Here is a 22,045-nt window from a genome sequence, read left to right on the forward strand (position 1 = left end):
GCCATCGAAGCGGCCGAGGGCTCACGCTGTGTTCGGGTTCGCTAGGCTCTCGCCATGCCGACCACTATCTCGCCGCGGGTGGACCTCGACCGGTTCAACTGCCTCCGGTGCGCCTCGTACAGCCATCACGTGTGGGAAGAATTGCGTGTTCGGCTTGCGATGCCCCAAGGGGGGACCAGGTCTGAAGAATTCAGCGACGACGCAGGTTCATTCGTGTTCGACGGGGGACGGTTCTCCATCGGTTTCGAGGGGAGGCAGTCGGAATGGAAGGCGAGCCTCTGTCTGTCGTGTAACGCGTCCACGGTGTGGCGGAACGATCAGGTGATCTATCCGATGACATCGACGCTCCAGGCGCCGCATCCGGACATGCCTGCCTCGGCTGCCGAGCTCTACGAGGAGGCCCGGGCCGTCTTCCCGCTCTCCCGACGCGCGTCTGCGGCGCTGGCACGCGCGGCGCTCGAACGACTGCTACGCGAGGAGGCGGACGCTTCGCCAAAGGATCGCCTCGATGATCTCATCGCGGCGTTGAAGAACAGGATTGGCGAGTCACTGTGGCAGCTGCTCACGACCATCAGGTACGTCGGGAACACGACCCTGCACGGCGACGACGGTCAGGAGCTGGTGGCTCTGTTCCTCGAGGGGTCCGACGCTGACGTTGCCGAGCCTATGCTCGGTGCTATGAACGCCCTCGTTGAGGAGCTCGTAACGCAGCCTGCGAAGGCGGCAGCTCTGTACGCGATGATCCCGGCAGGGGTGCGGAAGTCTGCTGAGGAGAAAGCCTACAAAGCCTGAGTAGTCGATTCGACGGATCGGGGAGCGCCTGGGAGGGTCTGTGACCTGCCCCCGGGCGCTCGGGTGAAGCTCGGAGCCGCTGGTGCGGGCGCCGCGGCGGTTGCTGCGTGTCGGTCTCCGCGGAGACGGCTCAGGACGCAGCCGACACCGGCGCGGGCTCGGAAGATGACATTGCGCACGCCGCGACCGTGCATAGCCTCCTCCTCGACCGCGCGGCGTTCGCCGACGTGGAGCGCGACGCCCTCGCGCTGGACCTCGCTGTCGGCTAACTCGTCGGCGGCTCGTCGTCGGGTCGGGTATGCACCTGGCCGTCCCGACGTCCCGACCGCAGGCTCGACGTGATGACGGTCAGCGCGAGCGAGACCTGCACCAGTGCGAGCACGATCTGGAACCAGTCTCGACTCGTCCAGGACCAGTTCGAGACGATGATCCACAGCTGCACGGCCACGAGCGCCAAGAAGAGGACGGCCGCCACGAGCCACAGCTTGCGGGAGCGGGTCATCGCCCGTCTCCGGCGTCGGTCCGGGCTGCGTCGATGTGTGGGCGTTTCGGGAGCCGCCACGCCTGGATCAATACAACCGCGCCGAGGACGATCTGCGCGGCACCCAGGATGACCCCGAACAGATAGCCCTGACTGTCAGCGCCGGCGGGCAACCTGAACGCGAGTTGCACGACACCGAGGGTCGCCCACGTCCATCCCAGAATCAGCCGTGGCGTCCGGTACTGGGGATCGTTCGCCTTGACCATGCGAGCAGCCTATGCTGCGCCTGACAAGCGCGCAGCGAGAGAACGCTGCGCGCTTGTGCTTCGCCTGTCCGGTCTCGGCCTCGATACCGTTGTTTCATGACGCGCGACGTGGTGGGGCAGGGGCGGTGGCACGCGTTGGAGCATTTCCGGTGGATCGATGGCGATGCGGACGTGTGGAGCATGCTGCAGGATCACGCGGCGCTCAGCGCGATCGTCAAGGCACTGGCTGATATTGCCGGGCGCGACCGGCCGGACTACATCGCGGGTATCGAGTCACGCGGTTTCGTTCTGGCGCCAGCAGTGGCGGTCGCCTTGGGCATCGGGTTCGTGGCCGTCAGAAAGGATGGAGCCATGTTCCCCGGCTCGTTGATCAGCAGGTGGACCGAGGTCGACTACCGAGGGCAGCAACGCACGCTGTCGATGCGCCGTGATCACCTGCAGCCTGGGGCTCGACTCGTTCTGGTCGATGACTGGGTGGAAACAGGAAGCCAGGCTCTGGCGGTCGCGGAGCTCGCGAAGGAAGGTGGGGCCGAGGTCGTGTCAGTGGTCACCATCGTCGATGAGGCACGTGACACTGCGCGGCACCGGCTTCCGCCGATCCACTCGCTCGTGACGGGTGCCGATCTCCCATGATCAGCTTCGGCCGATCGCAGAGAGACGCTCTCCGCGCCCGACCAGAAGGCTGGACACTCCTGCCGGTGCACTCGTGCTCCCGCATACAGTCGAGGAATGTTCGTTCGCTTCCAGAGTGCCGTTCCGAATCGAAACGGCCGCTTCCCCGGTGTGTTCGCCATGGCGAACGGGCTGCATGACACCGGGCGGCTGTCGGGGAAGGACGCGGCATGGTGGCGTCAAAGCAACGATCGGCTGAATGCCGCATACGCGAACCCATCCCTCGTCTCGCCGGGCAGTTACGAACACTCTGGCGCACGATCGTGGTTCAGGGAGACGGCTATCGATCTCCTCACTCTCACCGGCGGCTATCTCGCACTCCTCGATCGATACGACATCCCCTGGGGCGAGCTCCGAACGATGACGCCGGGCCGCCTCACCTATGAGGACGACGTGCAGATCGTCGCCGTTCCGTTCCGGTACCCCGACGACTGGCCTCTGTGACGCACATCTCCCTGCGTCGAGTTTCGGGTCAGGGAGATGTGTGCCTCGCGACGACCTCTCGGATGAACGACTCCTTGCCGCGGTTGTAGTCGGCGCGTTCCGAAACGGTCGTTGCCAATCCTCGTTTGATGCGCTCGTACTCGCGTGCCAGGCCAGGATTCCCTCGAAGAGCGTCTCGGAAGGCGAGGTGTTCCTCGGCCCAGACCGAGTCCATTCCGCAGACGTGGATGTGCACATTCCGTGGGCGTCCCGCGGGCGGTCGCAGGAAGCGGAAGTTCGCACCGCGAGCGCGGAGAACCATCCCTAGCTCTTCCAGGGCGGGTAGGTAGGCGGGTTCATCTGCGATGTCCGGCACTTGGATCTGCATGTCGATGACCGGTTTGGCGGCAAGACCGGGGACCGCGGTCGAGCCGACGTGATCGACGTGGGCGGGGAGGGGGTGGAGCGAGTCCTTGAGCAGGTCTTCCCAGTGCCTGCCCATGTCGGCCCAATCGTCGGATGCGTCGTGGATCTCGACCGCTTCCTCGATCGGCTGATCGAACCACTCAACGTCGACGTCGTCCATCTTTCAAGTCTGCCGAGGGGCGAAACCCGTCCGGACCTGACACGCGAACCCGTAACGAACACGAAACGGATTCGATACTGCATTGAAACCGGTCGTCACGACAATTGGATGACCTATTGAAAATGCGGTCGTCCGTTTCGGATCCCGCGCGAACCCTGGAGGTCCGGATGGACACGGCTGCAATCGCGGGCAACACGGCATGGCTCCTGACGGCGGTGGTGGCCGTGGCACTCATGCTGCCCGGCCTGGCGATGTTCTACGGCGGCATGGTCAGCCGTCGCGTCACCATGAACATGATGATGATGATCTTCGCGTCGTTCTGTCTCGTCGGGATCCTCTGGGTGGCGTTCGGCTACTCGATGGTCTTCGGTGACAGCCTCGGCGGCCTCGGGCTCGTCGGCGACCCCACCGAGTACCCCGGCCTCGGTCAGTTGCTCGTCGCCCCCGAGGGAAGCGCGCTCCCGCCGCTGGCGCTCGCCGCACTCCACCTGATGTTCGCCGGTCTCACGATCGGGATCGTCGCCGGAGCGGCCGCCGGTCGGATGAAGTTCAGCGCGTGGATGGTCTTCGCCGGTGTCTGGTCGACGCTCGTCTACTTCCCGGTCGCGCACTGGGTCTTCGCCTTCGACTCCGCTGACGGCAGCGTGCAAGGCGGGTGGCTCGCCAACACGATCGGCTCGATCGACTACGCCGGCAGCACCGCGATCCACGTCAACTCCGGGGTCGCCGCCCTCGCACTCGCCATCGTCCTGGGCAAGCGCAACGGCTTCCCGTCACAGCCCAAGGCGCACAGCCTTCCACTCACGCTCCTCGGTGCCGGCCTGCTCTTCGTCGGCTGGATCGGCTTCGACGGCAGCGCCCTCGGTGCCGCGGACAACAACGCCGCCGTCGCCGTCTTCAACACCGTCGCCGCGACCTGCGCGGGCGTCATCGTCTGGCTCGTCGTCGAGAAGCTGCGCGACGGTCACCCCACCACCCTCGGTGCCTGCTCGGGCGCGATCGCCGCACTCGTCGCCATCACGCCGTCCTGCGGTGCGGTCACCCCGCTCGGCTCGCTCGCGATCGGTGCCGCCGCAGCGGTCGTCTGCTACTTCGCGGTCAGCCTCAAGGTCCGCCTCGGCTTCGACGACGCCCTCGACGTCACCGCCCTGCACTTCGTCGGCGGCGTCGTCGGTGGCCTCCTCATCGGTGTCCTCGCCGTGCCGCTCGCGCCGAGCGGTGGAGAGGGGCTCCTCGCGGGTGGCGGCTTCCTGCTCCTGGGCAAGCAGGCGCTCGCGATCGTCGCCGTCTTCGTCTACACCTTCTCCATCACCTGGGTGCTCGCGAAGGTGCTCGACAAGACGATGGGCATCCGAGTCTCGGCCGAGACGGAGGCGCAGGGCCTCGACGTCGTCCTCCACGCCGAGAACGCCTACGAGATCAGCACGCACGAAGCGCTCGCGCCGCGCGGGCACGCTGAACCGAAGGTCCCGGCCGTCGTCGACTAGGACCGGCACCGGCGAGGACTGGCACCGGCGGCGCCGCAGAACACCACCGGGGTAGGGGGTCCGCGATACCCCAGGGTGATGCTGCGGCGCCGTCCGCTTCGTAGCGTCGGAGCATGGACGTCATCAACGAGCTCATCCTCAACGCAGTGACCTCACCGTGGCTGTACGTGGTGATGTTCGCGACCGCGGTCATCGACGGGTTCTTCCCGCCGATCCCGAGCGAGACGGTGCTCGTCGCCGCGGCAGCCGTCGCGGTCTCGACCGGCGGATCGAACCTCCTGCTCCTCTGCGCCGTCGCGGCCGTGGGTGCGGCGATCGGCGACAACATCGCCTACCTCATCGGCCGCGGGGTCGGCACGACGCGCTTCGCGTGGATGCGGCGTCCCCGGATCGCGGCGGCTTTCGATCGGGCAGGGCGGACGCTCGGGCATCGAGGCGCCCCGCTGATCCTCGGGGCGCGGTACATCCCGGTCGGCCGCGTCGTGGTCAACATGTCCGCCGGTGCCCTCCGATACCCGTGGCGACGGTTCCTGCCGCTCAGTGTCATCGGGGGCGCCACCTGGGCCGCCTACAGCGCGATCATCGGCGTGGTCGCCGGCAAGCTCTTCGAGGACCAGCCGTTCCTCAGCTCCGTGCTCGGTGTGGGCGTCGCGCTCGTCCTCGGCCTGGTCGTCGACCGGGTCGCAGCCATCCGTCGTCGTCGCCGTGAGAGGTCCGATGCGGCCGGCGACGGGACGCCGGCGGAGTCAGACACCGAGGAGCACCCGCCGGCCCTGGCGCTGATGGGACAATGACCCTCATGGATCGGACGGCGCGCGGCACCTCCCGCCGCACCGTCGGACTCTTCGTCCTCGCGGGCGTCGGCGTCGTCCTGCTGAGCGTCCTCGTTCCGATCCAGAGCCTCCTCTACGGCACCGTGCTCCCGGCGTCGTTCCTCCTCGGAGCCGCGGTCTGTGGCGCGCCACTCCTGTCCGTCGTGCTCCCACGCGTCGCGGTCGTGCTGTTCTCCGCGGCGGCCTTCGTGCTCCCGCTGGTCGCCTCGCCCGACCACGATCCGGTGTGGCCGTGGCCATGGTCGGTGCCCGCGCTCATCGCCTTCGCCGTGTTCGTCGGTGTCGTCACCTTCCTCCACGACTGGCTGTTGGGACTCATCCCGTTGCTCGTCGGCATCGCGGGCTCGCTCGTCGCGGCGCTCCTCGTCCCGTCCGCCGCCGACGCGACAGCCATGGCCGCGGACCTCATCGTCGCGTCATCCGTCGCGGGGGTGGCATATCTCGTGGCGCTGCTCGTCTCGGGACGCGTCCGGGTGGGCGAGGAACTGACCCGGGAGCGTGAGATCTCCGCCGCCGAGCAGTCCCGGCGCGTGCTCGTCGAGGAGCGTACCCGGATCGCCCGCGAGCTCCACGACGTGGTCGCGCACAGCATGTCCGTGATCCAGGTGCAGGCCTCGACGGCGAAGTATCGCGTGCCCGGCCTAGCCGAGGACGCCGCGGCGGAGTTCGACGACATCGCCGCCACCGCGCGCGGCTCGCTCGTCGAGATGCGGCGTCTGCTCGGCGTCCTGCGCACCGAGGACCAGGTCGCAGAACTCGCTCCGCAACAGGGCTTGGACGACCTCCCGGCGCTCGCCGACGGCCTGCGTCGCGTCGGCGCCGACATCACCCTCTCGATGGACCGTGGCGACGAGGGTGTCCCCGTCCCGCCGACCGTGCAGATCGCGGCGTTCCGCATCGTGCAGGAGGCGATGAGCAATGCGGTCCGGCACGCACCGGGCGCGCCCATCGTCGTCGACGTCCGAGTCGATGCGACCGCGGTGCAGCTGCGCATCCACAACGGTCCTGCGCAGAGCGCGGGGGAGCACGGCGCTGGTCACGGCCTCCGCGGCATGCTCGAACGCGCCGCCCTCCTCGACGGCACCCTCGACGCCGGCCCCGACGGTGTCGGCGGTTGGCTCGTGACGGCCGTGCTGCCCACCGGCGAGCCGACCTCGACGCCCTCTCGCCCCCGATCCAGCTCGACGAAGGACCGCCAATGACGATCGACGTCCTCATCGCCGACGACCAGGCCATGGTCCGAGCGGGGTTCGCCGCGCTCCTCGACGCCCACGACGGGATCCGGGTGACGGGGCAAGCCGCGAACGGAGCCGAAGCGGTCACGCTGTCGGCGCGGCTCGACCCCGACGTCATCCTCATGGACGTCCGCATGCCCGAGCTCGACGGCATCGAGGCGGCGAAGCGCATCCTCGGCCCGGGCTACCCGGCGGCGAAGGTCCCCCGCATCATCATGCTCACCACCTTCGACATCGACGACTACGTCTACGACGCCCTGCAGGCCGGGGCGAGCGGCTTCCTCCTCAAGGACGCGCTGCCCGAAGACCTCGTGCACGCCGTGCGGGTGGTGGCGGCCGGTGACGCACTGCTGGCCCCCAGCGTCACCCGGCGGATGATCGCCCAGTTCGCTGCGCAGAAGCCCCGCGCCTCGCATGGCGCCGCGCGACTGGCGGAGCTCACCGAGCGCGAGCGCGAGGTGCTCGTCCTCATCGGCCATGGGCGGTCGAACAGCGAGATCGCCGCGACCCTGTTCATCGCGGAGCAGACCGTGAAGACCCATGTCGGCAAGGTCCTCGCCAAGGTCGGCGCGCGCGACCGCGTGCAGGCCGTCATCTTCGCTTACGACACCGGACTCGTCGCACCGTGCTGACGCGGACTCCGCGCGTCGGCGCCTCACCCCTGGGTACGGGGCGCGACGACACCGCCGGGTGATGTGCCCTCGGGTGCCGCGTTCGTAACCTCCTCGAACATCACCGAGGAGGACCGTCATGGCCATCACCCACGCAGCACCGATCGACGCCAGAATCGATCGCACCAGACCGGTCCGCACCGGGCTCGATCGCACCCGGGGTGACCGTGACCGCGGCATCGACCTCGTGCGTGCCTGCTGCATCGTCGGTGTCGTCGTCCTGCACGCGATGATGGTCGGCGTGACGGTGACTTCCGCCGGTCCGGTGTTCGAGAACGCGAGTGACGGCACCGCCTGGATCGCCCCGCTCAGCTGGGTCCTGCAGGTCATGCCGCTCTTCTTCGTCATCGGCGGGTTCGCCGGCCTGCTCGCGTACCGACGCCACCGGTCGCACGGTGCGCCGGCCTCGGCGTTCGTCGCCGCGCGGCTCCATCGCCTGTTGCTCCCCGCGGTCGTCACCATCGGCTGTGTGGGAGCCGCCCTCGCGATACTGACCGTGGCCGGTGTCCCCGCCGACCTCGTCGCCATGGCCGGCTTCCGGTTCGGCCAGCCACTCTGGTTCCTCGGCGTCTTCCTGCTCTGCCAGGCACTGCTGCCTGCGCTCGCCGCCGCCCACGAGCGCGCACCGCTCCGGTCGATCGCGTCACTCGCCATCGCCGCCGTGCTGGTCGACGTCCTGCGTGCTGCCACTGGTGTCGACGCCCTCGGATTCATCAACCTCGTCCTCGTCTGGACCGCGCTCCAGCAACTCGGGTTCTTCCTGGCGGACGGCTCGATCGGCGCGCTCAGCCGGCGTGTCCGGGCGCTCGCCGGTGTCGGGGCGGTCGTCGTCCTCGTGCTCACCTGGTGGGCCGGCGTGTACTCGAGCGACCTCATCGCGAACATCAACCCGCCCACCGCGGCGCTGCTCCTCGTCGGGGTCGCCCACACGGCACTGCTGTCGCTCGTCCGCGAGCGACTCACTCGGCTGAGCGCGCGTCGCCGGGTCGCGTTCGTGACCGACTTCGTCACCCGTCGCGCCATGACGATCTACCTCTGGCACATGCCGGTACTCCTCGCCATGGCCGGTGCGTCGGCAGTGTTCGCGCTTCTGACCGGCATCGCCCTCCCCGCGCCGGACAGCCTCGGGTGGTGGTTCGGACGGCCCCTCTGGCTGGCGGTGGCACTGACACTGACCGCACTGGTCGCGACGGTGTTCGCCCGTGTCGAGGCGGTTCCGCCTCCGGTCGCGATCGGTGCACGACGGCGCCTCGCGATCGCCGTCCTACTGGGGCTGGGCGCGATCGTGGCGCTCCTCGTGATCGGTACGACGGTGCTCAGCGCGGCGCTCGCCGTGGTGCTGATCCTCGCCGCGCTACTCCTGAGTGCAGAGCCCGGCGCGGATCGTCGCAGCCAGCGCTGTGCGCCGACGGTCGTGGACCTCGGATGCGTCTGCGGACGTGGCGACCACGGTCATGGACGCCTGCGCCCACGTCGCCGCGGTCGAGATGAGCAGCGCCCAGACGTCGGCCGGGTCGAGGTCGGGACGGATCGATCCCGCTCGCTGCTCCGCCTCGATGTCCCGGAGGTGGCGGAGGTCGTGGTCCTCGAGGCCGCTGTAGAGGTACCCGGTGCTCTCGCGTTCGAGCCGCTTCCACATGACGAGGCGGGCGAGCGCCGGATCGGCGAGGTAGTCGTCGTACAGCCGGGCCGCGTACTCGGGGAGCTCGGCCGCCGTGAACGGCACGCGATCGCCGTTGGCGATGACGTGCGCGTCGAAGACGGCGTCGAACAGCTGGTCCTTGGCGCCGTAATAGGCGTAGATCATCGGCTTGCTCATGCCTGAGCGCTGGGCGATCCTGTCCACCCGTGCGCCGGCGATGCCGTGGGTGGCGAACTCCTCGGTCGCGGCGTCGAGGATGCGCTGACGAGTCTGTTCTGCGGTGTTCATCGCTCGAGTGTATCGATGCTACCAACTAGTAGGTAGTATCGACCGCATGCGCACAACCGCCCTCATGTCCACGGCCGCCCCTCGGTCGCTCCAGCAGACCGTCATCGAACGCCGCGAGCTCCGACCGGACGACGTCGATGTCCGTGTCACGCACTGCGGCGTCTGTCACAGCGACCTGCACGCGCTCGCCTCCGTGGGCCCGGGTGCGGGGCTCGTGCCCGGTCACGAGTTCGTCGGCGAAGTCGTCGCCGTCGGCTCGGACGTGACGTCCTTCGCGCCCGGCGACGCCGTCGCCGTCGGCAACATCGTCGACTCGTGCGGAACCTGCACGATGTGTCTGCGCGATCAGGAGAACTTCTGCGTCGAGTTCCCGACGCTCACGTACGCCGGCCGCGACCGCGTCGACGGCAGCACGACGCTCGGCGGGTACTCCGGGCGCTACGTCGTGCGCGACAGCTTCGTCTACCACCGCCCGACCTCCCTCGACCCGGCCGGTGTCGCACCCCTGATGTGTGCGGGCATCACCGTCTGGGAGCCACTCCGCACCAACGGCGTGGGGGAGGGGACGCGACTCGGCGTCGTCGGCCTCGGGGGTCTCGGTCACCTCGCCGTCCGCCTCGGTCGCGCGCTTGGCGCCGAGGTCACCGTCTTCACCACGTCTGAGGGCAAGGCGACCGATGCGCTGCGGCTCGGGGCGTCCCGAGTGGTGGTCTCGACCGATGCCGACGCCATGGCTGCGGCAGCCGGCAGCCTCGACCTCGTCATCGACACCGTCTCGGTGGAGCACGATCTCGTGCCGTATCTCCGCGTCCTCGACCTCGACGGGACGCTCTGCTCGCTCGGCTACCTCGGCCCGATCGACATCCAGGCCATGGACCTGCTCCTCGGCCGGAAGCGTCTGACGTCGGCCGGGAGCGGTGGTCGCCGGTGGACGCAGGACCTCCTCGACTTCTGCGGCACCCACGGCGTGACAGCGGACGTCGAGGTGGTCCCGGCAGCCGACGTGGACGTCGCGCTCGATCGGCTGGCCCGCAACGACGTCCGGTACCGCTTCGTGCTGGACCTCGCCGACATCGACGCCGAGCTCGCCTGACGATCAGGCGTTCGCGGTCGTCGCCTGTCGTCCCATCACGCCGTCGAAGAACGCCGCGAGCTCCGCGGTGGCCGTGAGCGGGAGCACGTGGGCGACGTACTGGTCCGGACGCACGACGACGACGGCACCCGCTCGGTCGACGCCGCGCTCGGCGAAGATGTCGACGTCGGGATGGCGGGCGTAGACCTTCTCGTAGTCGATGAGGTCGAACGGGCCGACGCGCGGCAGGAACACCGGCGGGACGGCGCCGAGGTCGATGTCGGTGTGGCGCTGCTGGTAGACCACCTTCACGTCGAACCAGTCGTCGGCCCGCACGCCGTCGGGCACCACGCGGAGCGGTGACTCCGGTGCGTCCTGCAGCCAGGCGGCGAGCTCCGCCGATCGGCCAGACGCCGGCGAGGCGTCATCCGCGAAGACGTAGATCCGCCAGCGCCCGTCGGCCGTGGCGTGGTGTCCGAGATGGCAGTGGTTGGCGTCCGCGACGCGCGAGGTGAGTGCGGACTTGAACCGCTTGCCGATCGGGAAGCCGCTCGCGAGGTGCTGGTGGGTCGCCTCGCCGACGATTTCCGACGGGGTGTACTCGGTCATGAAGCCCGCCGGGAACTCCGCCGTCCGTACGTAGAAGTCGGCGAGCTCGGAGGGATCGTCGAACTCCTCCGGCCGCTTGGCCATGAGGCTCGACCACTCGCGGTCGAAGTCGATGAGCTCCCGGGCGACGACCTGACGCTCGGCCGAATACGTCGCCAGCAGGCTCTCGGGGCTCCGGTCCTCGAGCACGTGGCCGAGCTTCCACGCCAGGTTGAAGCCGTCCTGCATCGACACGTTCATCCCCTGCCCGGCCTTCGCGCTGTGGGTGTGACAGGCGTCACCGGTGATGAAGACACGCGGCGTGCGCGAGCCGAGTTCGTCGATCGGGACGTCGTCGAAGCGGTCCGTCAGGCGATGGCCGACCTCGTAGACGCTGTGCCAGGCGACATGCTTCACGTCGAGCCGGTAGGGGCTCAGGATGGTGTTCGCGTGGTCGATGATCTGCTCGATCGAGGTCGACCGCACGGCCTCGCTGCCGCCCGACGGCACCTCGCCGAGATCGACGTACATCCGGAAGAGGTGTCCGCCCTCGCGAGGGATGAGCAGGATGCTGCCGCCGGAACCCGACTGGATGGCGCACTTCGTGCGGATGTCGGGGAAGTCGGTGACGGCGAGGGCGTCCATGACGCCCCACGCGTGGTTCGCCTGGTCGCCGGCCAAGGTGCAGCCGATCGCCTGGCGGACGGCACTCCGGGCACCATCGGCTCCGATGACGTACTTCGCGCGGACGGTCCTGGTCTCGCCGGCGGACTCGTCGCTCGTGTCCAGCAGCGTGACCGCGACCGGGTACTCCGCGTCGTCGTCGATCTCGAGTCCCTGGAACGCCCACCCGTAGTCGGGTCGCATCCGGGTCGGGGCGTTCGCCATGTACTCGGCGAAGTAGTCGAGCACTCGGGCCTGGTTCACGATGAGGTGCGGGTACTCGCTGACGCCGGTGGTGTCGTCGAGTGGTCGGGCGCCGCGGACGATCCGACCTGGGTCCTCCGCGTCGGGCTGCCAGAACGCCATCTCGGTGATGCGATACGCCTCGGCGGTGATGCGCTCAGCGAAGCCGAAGGCGTCGAAGGTCTCGACACTGCGGGCCTGGATGCCGTCCGCCTGACCGATCGCGAGGCGTCCCGGTCGACGCTCGACGATGCGCGTGGTGATGGACGGGAAGCGGGACAGCTGGGCGGCCGCGATCATGCCCGCCGGCCCGCTGCCGACGATGAGGACGTCGACCTCGTCCGGGAGGTCCTCGGGTCGATCGACCCCGACGCCCGCTGCGGGCAGGACCCGCGGATCGCCGGAGACGTAGCCGTGGTGGTGGAACTGCATCGATTCCTCACTTCATCGTCAAGAATTCGATAATGGAACACGCTGTTCGCTTATCGCACGGCAGACACTACCCTGCGCCGGCGCACGGTGGAAGACCGTTCGCCGGTGCAGGTGCAGCTCGAGTCGCGGGAGCTCAGTCCTTCGTCGCCCAGGTGCCGAGGTCCTTGACCTCGATGACCGTGGGCAAGGCGCCCTTGTCGCCGAGGAAGGCCTGGCAGGCGACGAGCGGGGCGTCGGGGGACACCCCGGCCGTCGCGTTGCCGTCCGGGGTGCAGTCGAACTGGCCCAAGACCTTGATGGGCTGGTAGCTGCCCGTGCCGCTGAGTTTCCACTCGTCCGTCGTCGGCACGGGGAGTGCGGAGCGGTCGGCGTCCTTGATGTCGCCGTCCGTCAGCGTGACCGAGTACGTGACGAAGTACGGGGTCTTCCCTTCGTCCGACGGCGTCGACTGCACGCCCATCTCGGCGAGGTCGCTGAGCTTCCCCTCCCGGACGTCGTCGATGGCGAACGACTTCTCGACGCCCGTCCCGACCTCGACGGCCACACCCGTGCCGAGCGCCAGGGCGTCGTCGGGGGCTTGCTGCGGGCTCGAGCACCCGGTCAGGGCGATTCCGACGGTCGCTGCGACGAGGGCGGTCAAGGCGAGGGTGCGGTGCATGCGGATCATGTCATCGACGGTATCGGGGACGGCCGCCCGAGGCCTACGGGGACAACTCCCCATCTGTCGGAGAGGAAGCGCGACGCGCCGTCGTCCAGTGCCCCGGTCGGTCGAGGGCGGTCGGCAGGAGCGTCGACTCGTCGCCGAGAGCCGCGTTGAGCTGCATCTGGGTGAGGAACAGGGCGTCCGAGAGGTCGGCTCCGTCGAGTCGTGCACCGCGGAGATCGGCGCCGAGCAGGTCGACGCCCGCCAGGTCCGCTCCACGCAGGTCTGCGCCGATGAGAATAGCCCCGCGCAGGTCTGCTCCGCACAGTCGACGAGCGCGCAGGTCGCGGCCGGCGAGGTCCGCCGAGGGGTGGAGGTCGTCGCCCGGCTCGGTGTCGGCGCCGGCCAGGTACCCGCCCCGCGCCTCCTCGCTGACGTCGATCAGCACACTTCGGATGTCAGCGCGGAGGGACTCGACGTCGCAGGCGAGGATCCCGGAGGTGCCACCGTCGAGCGTCCGCTGGATCCCGGTACGGAGCCGGCTGACGTGCACCACCAGGTCTGACGCGGCCGTCCGCTCGGTGGCTTCGACGAGGTACCAGCGCATCTCCTGCAGCTGGCGCACCACGGAGAACGTGGCGAACATCTCGGCGCTCGTGTCGGGGCGTTCCCGCCAGCTCGTGCCGCTGAAGAGCTCCTGCGAGACGAGCTGGCCCGCGCCGAAGCAGTCGAAGACGGTGCATCCACGGAACCCTCGTGGGCGCAGGGATTCGTGGATGGTGCAGGAGAAGTCGTCCGCCAGATTGAGGCAGGGCGTTCCCGCGGGTTTGTCGATCGGGAAGTCGGTTGATCGTTGGAACCCGAAGGCGGTGCAGCAGAGCGCGAAGCAGTCAGCGCAGTTCGCGCGAAGAGCCGAGCGGTCGTCGGAGGGGGTGGAGGAAGCGTCGATGGACGTCATGCGTGGGTGTTCTTTCCGGAGTGGTTTCGAGTGGGGGCCGGGGTGCAGGGGAACTCCGCAGGGAGCTCCCGTTCCGGGCGCACGAAATCACCGCCCCTCGTGGGAGGAGCGAACGGGTGTCGCTGAAAGGCCTCTGGGTCACAGAGCGAAAGAACGGTTCACTGCCCTCAGGGTATCGGAGGGCGTCGGATCGGGCCTACGGCCAGATCCGTGATCGCGCCGTCGCCAGCCGGGTCTTCCAATCGGTGGGCGCCTTCTGGCGCCACCAGATCACCGATGTGCGCAACCCATCAATGACGGCCACCAGCGCGGCTCCGAACATCACGATGGCAACCCAGGACGGTATGCCGTCGGACACAGTAACAACCGGAGTCAACGCGAGAAGGATGGCCGCAAGGGTGAGGGAGACCGCAACCCGGATCACTGCGCCCACGATGCCTGCAGGGATCGCCTCCGGATCCGTGCCGCCTCGCAGATCATTGTCCATGGTCCGCCTTCCGCCTGACTTCATTGTGGCCGCTCGCGACCGGCTTGCCTACGTCCTGAGCGCAGAGGTGTTCTCAGCCCAGGTCGCGTTCCCGCGCCGCACGACCATTCCGACGCGTCGATGGAGACAGTCCGGTGCTGCGGGGTTTCGCTCGCGGGCGTTCAGTCCCGGATGAGCTGGTTCAGTGCGGCCCAGCCGAGCGTGGGCGGTGATGCGGGAGCCGCATCGGGCGTCTCGAGCATCGCCGTCGCCCACTGCTGCGCGAGGCTGTAGGCGGCCTCCGCGATCGACGAGCCCGCGCTGATGCGACTCGCGCCGGCTCTCGCGAGCTCGCTGATCGACAGCGTTCCCGGACCGAAGGCGACGTTGAGCGGCAGGGTCGTCGCATCGGCGAGCCGCTCGATCGTGTCGACTCGGAGGGCTCCGAGTACGAAGATCCCGCTCGCGCCGGCCCGTCCATACGCAGCGGCACGCGTCACCGTCTCGTCGAACCAGCGGTCGCCTCCGATGTCGCCGAGTCGATGCGTGTCGATCCGGGCGTTGATGAAGAGCGGGATACCCGCCTCGTCAGCGGCAGAGCATGCTGCCGCGATCCGTCGTTCTTGTTCCGCGATCGGGCGGAGCGAGTCCTCGAGGTTCACGCCGGAGGCGCCCGCGTCGATACAGGAGGCGATCGAGCTGGCGACCTCGTCCGGTGTCTCTCCGTAGCCGCCCTCGATGTCCGCGGTGACCGGGACGGACACCGACGATGCGATCCGTCGCACGGTATCGAGGGCGACGTCGCGAGTCAGCTCGTTCCCATCGCGGTACCCGAGCGACCAGGCGACCCCGGCACTCGTCGTCGCGATGGCGCGGGCGCCGGACGCCAGGACGGTGCGGGCGGAGGCGACGTCCCAGGCGTTCGGCAGGATCAGCGGGTCTCCGGGTACGTGCATCGCCTGCAGGGCGAGCGCGCGTTCGAGCGGTGTGGTCATCAGGCAAGTCCAGCACATCTCGCCTGGCCGTTCGACCGCGTGGGTGGCTGAGACCCAGGGGGTCAGCGGACGGAAGGCGTGAGGGCTGAGCTCAAGCGGGACATCGGGATCGCGCCGGGGAACGGCTCGCGCTTCGGCTCCCAGCCCGGTTCGGTGAGACGCCGCTCGGTGACGTTCTTCGTCTGCCCGTCCCAGATCCTTGTGAGGACATTGCCGGTGCGCCGGCTCAACATCGTGATGATCAGGTTGAGCGGCGAGATCGGGACGGGCATCTCGACGTCGAGCAGAATGCAGAGCCGACCCGAGTACAAAAACTTCGGATCGTGGTTCACGAACCACCCGCCCCCGGCGATCCGCAGGTAGGTCTCGCCGATGTATCGCGTGGCACCGTCGTTGAAATCGGTGTCCTGCTCCTGCGCGAAGGCGTGGCGGTCCGGCCAACGGTGGAGGATGAGCCGCTCGAGGGAGACGAGCGAGTCCCGCGAGTAATCGGTGACGACCTCGCGCGGTGTGAGGAAGTCCTCGAATCGTGCGAGGCGCGGGTGCATGATCTCCAGCCACTCGATCAGCAGCTTGTGCTGCTCCGGTGCGTGTGGTTGCTCGCCGGTCTCGGTGTGTCCGTCGTCGTCCATCCCTCGAACGTACGCGGTGCGCGACGGGCAGGGAATGGGGACATCTCCCCTCGGTGTGGTTGGCTGGGCCACACCTGATTGAATTCGTGACCCTAGGAGGTAGCCGTGCGTGTCTTCGGTGTCTTTGCCCTCGTGCTCGCCGCCGTCGGCCTCGTGGTCGCCTCGCTGGTCGTGATCGGCAACCCGGATCTGGCCGCACCCGGTCCGCAACTCCTGCCGTACCAGGCGTACGACTCCTGGCGCTTCACCCTCGGCCTCCTGCTCTGGGGTGCGGGTGTCTGGCTCGCGGTCGGTATCCTCGCGGTGTCGCGTCAGCCTGGTCTCGCCTGGCTCGTCCTGCTGGCGTTCATCCCGCTGCTCGTGGTCGACCTCATCGGCGGCGGCCTGACGCCGAGCTTCGTCTTGGCAGTCCTCGCTGTCGTCGTCCTCGGGCTGGTCGTCCCGGTGATCGTCGGGATCGTCGGCGTCGCGATCGGCGGGGCTGTCCGCCGTCGGAAGCTGCGGACGGCACCGACGGCCTGAACCGCTCGGCCGGCGCTTCCGCTACCGCGCACCCTCGAAGGTCTGGGTGCCGAGGACGGCGAGGAGCTTGAGCTTGCCTGCGGCCTCGGTGTGCGGTGCGGCCGTGAGGACGAGGAGCGCCTGCGACTGGTCCTCGGTGAACAGGGCCTGACAGTCCAGCTCGATGGGGCCGATCTCGGGGTGGATGAGCACCTTGTGGTCCTCGAAGCGCCGACCGACCTCGTGCGTCGCCCACAGTCGTCGGAACTCCTCACTGTGCCCGGTGAGCGCCTCGACGATCTCGCCCGCCGGCGACTGTGCCCCCAGCGAGCCGTAGGCCGCACGCAGCGACGCGACCTGCGCTCGACTCTGTCGGTCCCGGTCCTCGGCGGGGTATCGCTCGCGTTCCTCCTGGTGCAGGAACCAGCGGTAGATCGCGCTGCGCTCCAGGCCCCGGTACCGGCTCGCATCACCGAACAGCGCCCGGGCAGGGTCGTTCTGCACGAGCGTCTCGCCGAGCGCCGACAGGATGAGCGCGGGTGCGTCGGTGAGCCGGTCGAGGACGCGCAGGAGCGCCGGCGCGACGTAGTCGGTCGCTGCGAGGCGGGTCGGTGCGTTGTGTCCGGCGATCCGGTACAGGTAGTCGCGTTCCTCGGCACTCAGCCGGAGCGCCCGCGCGAGTGAACCCAGCATCTGCGTGCTCGGCTGCGGACCCCGCTGCTGCTCGAGCCGCGCGTAGTAGTCGGTCGACATCGCTGCGAGCTGCGCGACCTCCTCGCGTCGGAGCCCGGCCGTCCGTCGCCGAGGTCCGCTGCTCAGACCGACGTCCGCGGGCTGCAACGTCGATCGGTGTCGGAGGAGGAAGTCGGCGAGCGCTGGGCGATCCATCCCGCCAGTATCCGCCTCCGCGGCCAGGCGATCCAGGGATCGCGGATCCATGGATGGCCGGACCCTGGTGCGGCCGTCGTCACCGACGGAGACTCGATGCATGCAGATCACCGGAAACACCGTCTTCATCCCCGGCGCGACGAGCGGCATCGGCCTCGCTCTCGCACGACGCCTCCACGCAGCCGGCAACACCGTCATCATCGGCGGGCGACGCACCGAACTCCTCGAGTCGATCGCCGCCGACGAGCCCGGCCTCCACACCGTGCGGATCGACACAGCCGACCCTGCGAGCATCGAAACCGCCGCGAAGCAGGTCATCGCGGAGCACCCGGAGCTGAACGTGCTCATCACGATGGCCGGCGTCATGCGCGGGGAGGACTGGACCGGTTCCGACTTCGTCGCGACCGCCGAGGAGATCATCACGACGAACGTCCTCGGGCCCATCCGGCTCATCGGCGCGTTCCTCGAGCAGCTCCGCAGTCGACCGGACGCGACGATCATGACCGTCTCGTCCGGGCTCGCATTCACCCCGCTGCGGGTGACGCCGACCTACAACGCGAGCAAGGCTGCCATCCACATGCTGAGCGAGTCGATCCGACTCCAGCTGGCGGCCACGGGCGTCCGCGTCGTCGAGCTCGTCCCGCCGGCCGTCCGCACCTCGCTCATGCCCGGCCAGGAGGAGAGCGACTTCGCGATGCCACTCGACGCGTTCGCTGACGAGGTCATGGGCCTCATCGAGTCGCAGCCCGACGCCACGGAGATCCAGGTCGAGAACGTCAAGTTCCTGCGCTACGCCGAGGTCCGGGGCGAGTACGACCAGACGGTCGCGATGCTCAACCGCCTCGACCCGCACTAGGCGGACTCGGTCGCCCGGATCTGCTTGATCTCCGCTTGATCCTGTGCAGATCCGGGCGACTCAGCGCCCCACCGCCTCCAGATCCAGGACGACGTCGTCGAGGCCGGCACCGCTCACCGTCACCGTGATGGCGCCGGCCCCGCTCGGCCGGACGATCGCCAGCGCCCGTCCGTCGAACGTGGTGCGCGTGGTCGCGTCGAAGCGCTCGGTCGTCTTCGGGGTACCGGTTCCGAAGCCCGCGAGCCGACCCGCACCCGCGACGCTGACCGAGACCTCGCGGTCGGCGCCGGTGACCAGGACGCCGGCCGCGTCACGCAGCTCGATCGCGATGAAGGCGAGATCGGTGTCGTCGGCGCGGAGCGTGGTCCGGTCGGCGGTCGCCACGAGCCTGGTCGGGCCGGTGGCGGAGACGAGCGCGGTGCGGCCGACCTCCGCGCCCGAGCGGAACGCGACCGCCTCGAGCGTGCCCGGCCGGTAGACGGTCTCGAACTCGGCGAGCTTCGGCCGGCGCCCACCCACCGGCCCGCGCGCCACCTCGACACCGTCGAGCAGCAGGGCCACCTCGTCGGCGTCGGCGGCGACCTCGACCGTCACCGGCGCGCCCTCGAAGCCGGGCCACGTCCACGAGTCGACCGAGTCGCTCCACGCCCACGGGGACTGCATCGTGATCGTCTGCCCGTGCCGTTCCGGTCGGAGGACCGCGATGGCCGGCTCGGACCGCAGACCGAAGACGATCTCCCGGTAGTACGACACCGGCCGCCGCCAGCCGATGATGTCGAAGTCGCCGCACCACGCGGTGAGGTACGGGAACTCGCGCTCGAGTGCACCGTTCGCCTCGGGATCTTCAGCGTAGGAGGTCGCACCGATGCCGACCTCGCCGAGGTAGTCCCAGCCGGTCCAGGTGAAGTCACCGATCACGTTCGGGTTCGCCTCGACGAGCGGCCAGAGGTCGCCGATCTGGGTCGGGAAGGTCTCCGAGCCGACGATCACGCGGTGCGGGAACCGCTCGGCATCGCTCGCGTAGCGGCCGTCCGCGTAGTTGAGGCCGAGGACGTCGAGGGCCGCACTGGACTCCTCGGTGCGCGTCGTGACAGCTTCGGAGGAACCGATGAGGCTCATCATGTTCGCGCCCGCTTCGCCCATCAGCTCGTTCAACCCCTGGTCCGCCGCCATGATGCCGTCCAGATCGTCGAGCACGGCCAGGGTCGCGTTCACGCCGTTCGTCACGAGTCGTGTCGGATCCAACGCCCGCACGTGCTCGGCGAGTTCCCGCGCCTGGATCGCGCCGTGCGGGGTGCCGACCTCGACGATCTCGTTGCCGATCGAGTACATGATGACGCTCGGATGGTTCATGTCCTTCGCCACCATCGACTCCAGATCGGCCCGCCACCACTGCGCGAAGTCGAGGGAGTAGTCGTTGTCCGTCTTGCCCCGGCCCCACATGTCGAAGGCCTCGTCAATGACGAGCATGCCGATGCGGTCGCAGGCGTCGAGCATGGCGGGCGACGCCGGATTGTGGGCCGCGCGGATCGCGTTGAAGCCGGCGTCCTTGAGGAGCTGGATACGCCGTTCCTCGGCGCGCGCGATCGACGCTGCACCGAGCGGACCGTTGTCGCTGTGGATGCAGGCCCCGCGCAGGAGTACCGGCTCACCGTTGATGCGGAGACCCTTGCGCGGGTCGACGGTGACCGTGCGGATGCCGTGGACCGTGTGGACGACGGCTGCCTCGTCGGCGGGTCGGTCGTCGACCTCGAGCGAGGTCCGCGCCGAGTACAGCGCCGGTGAGTCGACGCTCCACAGGGCCGGGTCCGGCACGTACAGGCGCTGGCGGATGAGCGCGCTATCGCCTGGCGCGACGGTGACCGGCGTGCGCTCGCCCTCGACCACGCTCCCGTCAGGGCCGGCGAGTTCCGTCGCGAGGATGCGTGCACTCCTGGTGAGACCCCGGTTGACGACGGTCGTCGCCACTTCGAGCACCGCCTGGTCGTCCTCGACCCGGATCGTCGTGATGCGGACACCGTCGGGCTCGATGTGCGTGGGTTCGTCGACGTGCAGGAGGACCGGGCGGTGCAGGCCGGCTCCGGCGTACCAGCGGGAGTCCTGCCCTGCGCGGGTCTCGATGCGCAGCGTGTTCGTCTCGCCGAAGCGGAGGAACGGGGTGAGCTCGACGAAGAAGCGCGCGAAGCCGTCGGCACGATTGCCGGCGAACTCGTCGTTGAGGTACACCATCGCGTGTCTGAACGCGCCCTGGATCTCGAGCCGGACGATGCGACCGGACCACTCGGCAGGGACCTCGAAGGTCTTCACCTGGCTGAAGGCGCCGGCGGGGAAGTAGGCGGCCCCGCCCTTGGCGAGTGCGTCCGGCGACCGCTCGGCGTCGCGCAGGGCGTCGTGCGGGAGGGTCACGGCTCGCGAGTCGTCAGCGCCGCCCTGGACAGCGGCGAAGGGGCCTCGGGGTGCGCGGACGATCCAGTCGCCGGTGAACGGGATGGTGGTCATGACGTGCTCCAGTGCAGATCGGGATGACGAAAGTCTTTCGGCGTCGTGCGCCGTGATCCCGACGGTAAGCGAGACTGCGTGACGTCGTCAACGCGTCGATTCGAAACTGTTTCGCTAGGCTGGGCGCGACCGGCGGCCGCCCGCTGTGGGACGAGGGAGGGGACTCCATGGCACGAACACCGATGACGGGTCCGACGCTGGCGTCGATCGCAGAGCGCGCCGGTGTCTCGATCGCGACCGTCTCGAAGGTGATCAACGGTCGATCGGGCATGTCCGAGGCGACCCGTGCCCGGGTCGAGACGGCCGTGCGCGAGCTCGGGTACCGCCCGACACCCCGGTCGATCCCCGGTGCTCCACGAAGCATCCACGTCGTGTTCGACACCCTGCACAGCGTCTACTCCCTCCGTGTCCTCGACGGCATGGTCGCCGCGGCACAGCGGTCGGACATCGATCTCGTGACGCGGGTGCTGTCGCCCGGTTCCGGCTTCGGGTCCACGGATGCGACCGGAGACGAGGTGGCGCTCGACCGCGGCTTCGTCGACGGCGTCGCGGCGCGAGGGGCGATCGGCATGATCGTCGTCACGACCCCCATCGCCGCCGACGTCGTCGACGCGTGCCTCGACGCGGGCATCGCGCTCGTCGCGGTCGACTCGCCTGATCCGCTCGACCGCTCGGTCGCGAGTATCGGCTCGAGCCACGCCGCCGGCGGGCAGCAGGCGGTCGAGCACCTGCTCGATCTCGGCCACCGGCGGATCGCCTTCGTCGGAGGGAACCCGGCGAATCCAGGCCTGCGGGCGCGCGCCGTCGGCTACCGCGAAGCACTTCGCGGGGCCGGTATCCCGCTCGATCCGGACCTCGTCTCCGAGGAGGGGATGGGTACTGCCGGGGACGCCGTCGCGCGCATGCTGGCCAGCGCGGATTCACCGACCGCCGTGTTCGCGACCAACGACGCCGACGCCTTCGCGGTCGTGCGCACCGTCCTGCGGGCCGGGCTTCGCGTCCCCGAGGACGTGAGCGTCGTCGGCTACGACGACACCTACTCGGCCATGCTGACCGTCCCCCGCCTCACCACGGTCCACACGTCCATGCACGACATCGGACGCGCAGCGGTCGACACCCTGCTCCGCCTGCATGCCGGGGAGAAGCCGTTCTCCCACCACCTCGAGCTCGCGACCATGCTCATCGAACGCGAGTCGACGGGGCCCGCCCCGACCTCAATGCCCTGAGCTGCCC

24 protein-coding genes and 1 pseudogene are annotated in these 22,045 nt (G+C 69.1%); 13 read left to right on the forward strand and 12 right to left on the reverse strand.

Going from position 1 to position 22,045, the window contains the following annotated elements; genetic code table 11:
• Window positions 1-54: 54 nt before the first annotated feature.
• A complete protein-coding gene (locus ITJ66_RS02440) occupies window positions 55-792 on the forward strand; it encodes a DUF4145 domain-containing protein (RefSeq protein WP_194643184.1) in 738 nt (245 codons plus the stop codon).
• Window positions 793-899: 107 nt separating this feature from the next.
• Window positions 900-1,061 (forward strand): hypothetical protein, encoded by a 162-nt coding sequence (locus ITJ66_RS02445; RefSeq protein ID WP_194643187.1) that lies wholly within the window; start codon window positions 900-902, stop codon window positions 1,059-1,061.
• Here ITJ66_RS02445 and ITJ66_RS02450 read toward each other — a convergent pair.
• Window positions 1,058-1,294, reverse strand: a complete 237-nt coding sequence (locus ITJ66_RS02450) for a hypothetical protein (protein ID WP_194643189.1) — start codon at window positions 1,292-1,294, stop codon at window positions 1,058-1,060. The two genes, ITJ66_RS02445 and ITJ66_RS02450, sit on opposite strands and share 4 nt — an antisense overlap.
• Window positions 1,291-1,539 (reverse strand): hypothetical protein, encoded by a 249-nt coding sequence (locus ITJ66_RS02455; protein WP_194643191.1) that lies wholly within the window; start codon window positions 1,537-1,539, stop codon window positions 1,291-1,293. The genes ITJ66_RS02450 and ITJ66_RS02455 overlap by 4 nt, the downstream gene beginning before the upstream one ends.
• A gap of 96 nt (window positions 1,540-1,635) precedes the next feature.
• Between ITJ66_RS02455 and ITJ66_RS02460 the strand changes: the two genes are divergently transcribed.
• Complete coding sequence (locus ITJ66_RS02460) at window positions 1,636-2,172, forward strand: phosphoribosyltransferase family protein (RefSeq protein WP_194643193.1); 537 nt, start codon at window positions 1,636-1,638, stop codon at window positions 2,170-2,172.
• Between the two features lie 96 nt (window positions 2,173-2,268).
• Complete coding sequence (locus ITJ66_RS02465; protein ID WP_194643195.1) at window positions 2,269-2,655, forward strand: hypothetical protein; 387 nt, start codon at window positions 2,269-2,271, stop codon at window positions 2,653-2,655.
• A 28-nt stretch (window positions 2,656-2,683) separates the two neighbouring features.
• Here ITJ66_RS02465 and ITJ66_RS02470 read toward each other — a convergent pair whose 3' ends face one another.
• Window positions 2,684-3,220 (reverse strand): GrpB family protein, encoded by a 537-nt coding sequence (locus ITJ66_RS02470; RefSeq protein ID WP_194643197.1) that lies wholly within the window; start codon window positions 3,218-3,220, stop codon window positions 2,684-2,686.
• 167 nt (window positions 3,221-3,387) lie between these two features.
• Between ITJ66_RS02470 and ITJ66_RS02475 the strand changes: the two genes are divergently transcribed.
• The 5 genes and pseudogenes from ITJ66_RS02475 to ITJ66_RS19685 form a co-directional block, all read left to right on the forward strand.
• A complete protein-coding gene (locus ITJ66_RS02475) occupies window positions 3,388-4,707 on the forward strand; it encodes an ammonium transporter (RefSeq protein ID WP_137242704.1) in 1,320 nt (439 codons plus the stop codon).
• A gap of 113 nt (window positions 4,708-4,820) precedes the next feature.
• Window positions 4,821-5,501, forward strand: a complete 681-nt coding sequence (locus ITJ66_RS02480) for a DedA family protein (RefSeq protein ID WP_191940116.1) — start codon at window positions 4,821-4,823, stop codon at window positions 5,499-5,501.
• Window positions 5,502-5,506: 5 nt separating this feature from the next.
• On the forward strand, window positions 5,507-6,742 hold the full coding sequence (locus tag ITJ66_RS02485; RefSeq protein ID WP_228501443.1) for a sensor histidine kinase: 1,236 nt from the start codon (window positions 5,507-5,509) through the stop codon (window positions 6,740-6,742).
• A complete protein-coding gene (locus tag ITJ66_RS02490) occupies window positions 6,739-7,407 on the forward strand; it encodes a response regulator transcription factor (RefSeq protein WP_137242701.1) in 669 nt (222 codons plus the stop codon). The genes ITJ66_RS02485 and ITJ66_RS02490 overlap by 4 nt, the downstream gene beginning before the upstream one ends.
• Window positions 7,408-7,525: 118 nt before the next feature.
• Window positions 7,526-8,635: pseudogene (locus ITJ66_RS19685) on the forward strand (acyltransferase); the annotation flags it as partial.
• A 165-nt stretch (window positions 8,636-8,800) separates the two neighbouring features.
• Here ITJ66_RS19685 and ITJ66_RS19690 read toward each other — a convergent pair.
• A complete protein-coding gene (locus ITJ66_RS19690) occupies window positions 8,801-9,292 on the reverse strand; it encodes a TetR family transcriptional regulator (protein ID WP_370582637.1) in 492 nt (163 codons plus the stop codon).
• A 130-nt stretch (window positions 9,293-9,422) separates the two neighbouring features.
• Between ITJ66_RS19690 and ITJ66_RS02505 the strand changes: the two genes are divergently transcribed.
• On the forward strand, window positions 9,423-10,469 hold the full coding sequence (locus ITJ66_RS02505; RefSeq protein WP_192019633.1) for an NAD(P)-dependent alcohol dehydrogenase: 1,047 nt from the start codon (window positions 9,423-9,425) through the stop codon (window positions 10,467-10,469).
• A 3-nt stretch (window positions 10,470-10,472) separates the two neighbouring features.
• On the opposite strand, the gene ITJ66_RS02510 is transcribed toward ITJ66_RS02505, so the two are convergent.
• From ITJ66_RS02510 to ITJ66_RS02535, 6 genes are all read right to left on the reverse strand, one after another.
• Window positions 10,473-12,374, reverse strand: a complete 1,902-nt coding sequence (locus tag ITJ66_RS02510) for an FAD-binding monooxygenase (protein ID WP_194643203.1) — start codon at window positions 12,372-12,374, stop codon at window positions 10,473-10,475.
• A 133-nt stretch (window positions 12,375-12,507) separates the two neighbouring features.
• Window positions 12,508-13,041, reverse strand: a complete 534-nt coding sequence (locus ITJ66_RS02515; RefSeq protein WP_194643205.1) for a hypothetical protein — start codon at window positions 13,039-13,041, stop codon at window positions 12,508-12,510.
• A gap of 34 nt (window positions 13,042-13,075) precedes the next feature.
• The gene (locus ITJ66_RS02520; protein WP_194643207.1) at window positions 13,076-13,975 is read right to left on the reverse strand and encodes a pentapeptide repeat-containing protein; all 900 of its coding nucleotides are present in this window, start codon (window positions 13,973-13,975) and stop codon (window positions 13,076-13,078) included.
• A 196-nt stretch (window positions 13,976-14,171) separates the two neighbouring features.
• Window positions 14,172-14,462 carry a hypothetical protein gene (locus ITJ66_RS02525; protein ID WP_194643209.1) on the reverse strand — a complete coding sequence of 97 codons (291 nt, stop codon included), beginning with the start codon at window positions 14,460-14,462 and terminating at the stop codon, window positions 14,172-14,174.
• 161 nt (window positions 14,463-14,623) lie between these two features.
• Window positions 14,624-15,436: an isocitrate lyase/phosphoenolpyruvate mutase family protein gene (locus ITJ66_RS02530; RefSeq protein ID WP_194643211.1), complete on the reverse strand. Its 813-nt coding sequence runs from the start codon at window positions 15,434-15,436 to the stop codon at window positions 14,624-14,626.
• A 62-nt stretch (window positions 15,437-15,498) separates the two neighbouring features.
• Window positions 15,499-16,068, reverse strand: a complete 570-nt coding sequence (locus ITJ66_RS02535; RefSeq protein WP_137242694.1) for a hypothetical protein — start codon at window positions 16,066-16,068, stop codon at window positions 15,499-15,501.
• Window positions 16,069-16,173: 105 nt separating this feature from the next.
• Between ITJ66_RS02535 and ITJ66_RS02540 the strand changes: the two genes are divergently transcribed.
• Window positions 16,174-16,590, forward strand: coding sequence for a hypothetical protein (locus ITJ66_RS02540; protein ID WP_137242693.1), 417 nt, complete (start codon window positions 16,174-16,176; stop codon window positions 16,588-16,590).
• Window positions 16,591-16,611: 21 nt separating this feature from the next.
• Here the strand turns inward: ITJ66_RS02540 and ITJ66_RS02545 are convergent, their stop codons facing one another.
• Window positions 16,612-17,457, reverse strand: a complete 846-nt coding sequence (locus ITJ66_RS02545; protein ID WP_194643213.1) for a helix-turn-helix transcriptional regulator — start codon at window positions 17,455-17,457, stop codon at window positions 16,612-16,614.
• A 100-nt stretch (window positions 17,458-17,557) separates the two neighbouring features.
• Here ITJ66_RS02545 and ITJ66_RS02550 point away from each other — a divergent pair, with 100 nt between their 5' ends.
• Window positions 17,558-18,313 (forward strand): SDR family oxidoreductase, encoded by a 756-nt coding sequence (locus tag ITJ66_RS02550; protein WP_194643215.1) that lies wholly within the window; start codon window positions 17,558-17,560, stop codon window positions 18,311-18,313.
• A 60-nt stretch (window positions 18,314-18,373) separates the two neighbouring features.
• Here ITJ66_RS02550 and ITJ66_RS02555 read toward each other — a convergent pair whose 3' ends face one another.
• The gene (locus ITJ66_RS02555) at window positions 18,374-20,812 is read right to left on the reverse strand and encodes a glycoside hydrolase family 2 TIM barrel-domain containing protein (protein WP_194643217.1); all 2,439 of its coding nucleotides are present in this window, start codon (window positions 20,810-20,812) and stop codon (window positions 18,374-18,376) included.
• Window positions 20,813-20,979: 167 nt separating this feature from the next.
• Here ITJ66_RS02555 and ITJ66_RS02560 point away from each other — a divergent pair, with 167 nt between their 5' ends.
• A complete protein-coding gene (locus tag ITJ66_RS02560; RefSeq protein ID WP_199862347.1) occupies window positions 20,980-22,038 on the forward strand; it encodes a LacI family DNA-binding transcriptional regulator in 1,059 nt (352 codons plus the stop codon).
• Window positions 22,039-22,045: the final 7 nt, after the last annotated feature.

The organism is Plantibacter sp. VKM Ac-2885 (assembly GCF_015351205.1).
Taxonomy (GTDB): Bacteria; Actinomycetota; Actinomycetes; order Actinomycetales; family Microbacteriaceae; genus Plantibacter; species Plantibacter auratus.